1 protein-coding gene is annotated in these 1,543 nt (G+C 59.9%); it reads left to right on the forward strand.

Annotated elements, in window-relative coordinates; genetic code table 11:
* Positions 1–291: 291 nt before the first annotated feature.
* The coding region (locus JNL55_RS13400; protein ID WP_415923070.1) for an amidohydrolase family protein at positions 292–1,543 on the forward strand (1,252 nt) is incomplete at its 3' end.

Genomic DNA, 1,543 nt, shown 5'->3' on the forward strand with positions numbered 1-1,543 from the left:
GGGGAGGGATGTTCTCCCGGCAATTGGATCCGACATGGATGTCGGTCCCATAGCGCTACATGGATGTACAAGCGCAGCGACACGCGTCTGCGTGGAGCGGCGGGTGCAGCGGTGCCGGGAGGACATCCCTCCCCCCAGGCGCTGCCAGCCACCGACGCCTCCTACCTCCGAAACCTTGGCGACAGCCAACGCTGCAGGCAAACTCCAAACCCAGCAACGCCGAAGGCAAAGGAAAAAAGCATGTCAAAAAAAATGGCATCAGCCGCAATAGCTTTGATTGCTTTGCTGACAATGACGCCGGTAGTCGCGGCGACGACTAAGCACACGGTGATTTTGGGTGGGAACAAAGCCGGTATACAAACCGCCACCACCACCGCCGACGGCACGAGAGAAGTCACATTCGAATTCAACGACCGTGGCCGCGGTCCGAAGCTCACGACGAGAATAAGGCTCAACCAAGAGGGCCTGCCCACTTCCGTCCAAACCACTGGCAACGATTATCTGAAAGTCGCAGTGAAAGAAACTTTCACACTGGACCAAGTCACCGCCCGTTGGCAAAACGACGCAGAGAAAGGCGAGAGAAAGCTCACAGCCCCGGCGTTCTATCTCAGTCTGCAAAGCGTGCCAGAGGAAACCGCCATCCTCGCCAACGCGCTGTTGAAAGCGAAAGATCAAAAGCTAACCCTGCTCCCCGAAGGTCAAGCCGCCCTAAGAAAAAGCGACTCGACCACAGTAGAGTCGCCAACCGGCTCACCGAGAAAAGTCACCAGCTACGAAATCAGCGGCCTTGGCTTCTCTCCGGAAGTGGTCTGGCTCAACGAAGACGGCAGTTTCTTCGCCGCCGTCAGCAGCTGGTCGGCTTTCATCCTGGAAGGCTGGGAGGCCACCGCCCCCAAGCTGCTGGAAATCCAGAACGCCCGCGTCAACGCTCGCATGTTGGAGAACGCGAAGGCACTGACTCGCCAGCCCAAAGGCGGCGCGCTGGCCATCGTCAACGCCAACCTCTTCGACTCGCAAACGGGCAAATCCACGCCGGGCTCGACCGTGCTGGTCGAAGGTAATCGCATCAAAGCGGTCGGCGCCGACGGCAAAGTCACTATCCCCGCCAACATCGAACGCATCGACGCTCGCGGGCGCGCATTGCTGCCTGGCCTGGCGGACATGCACGTTCACCTGGGCGAAGACGAAGGCGTGCAGCACCTAGCTGCTGGCGTCACAACCGTGCGAGATCTCGCCAGTGACACCGACAATCTACTCGGGCTGAAGAAACGTATCGAAGCCGGCCAAGAAATCGGGCCGCGGATTTTCATGCATGGAATCATCGACGGCCCTGGCCCGTTCGCGGGTCCCACGCCAGTGCTGGTCGACACTGAAGCCAAGGCACGCGACGCCGTCGATAACTACGCCAAGCTTGGTTATCAGGGCATCAAGGTGTACAGCTCCGTCAAACCCGAGCTGGTGCCGGCGATCATCCAGCGCGCACATGAGAAAGGCCTGCGGGTCAGTGGCCACGTGCCGGCGTTCATGACGGCGCGGCAGTTCA

This window comes from Steroidobacter sp. (genome assembly GCF_016790065.1).
GTDB lineage: Bacteria > Pseudomonadota > Gammaproteobacteria > Steroidobacterales > Steroidobacteraceae > Steroidobacter.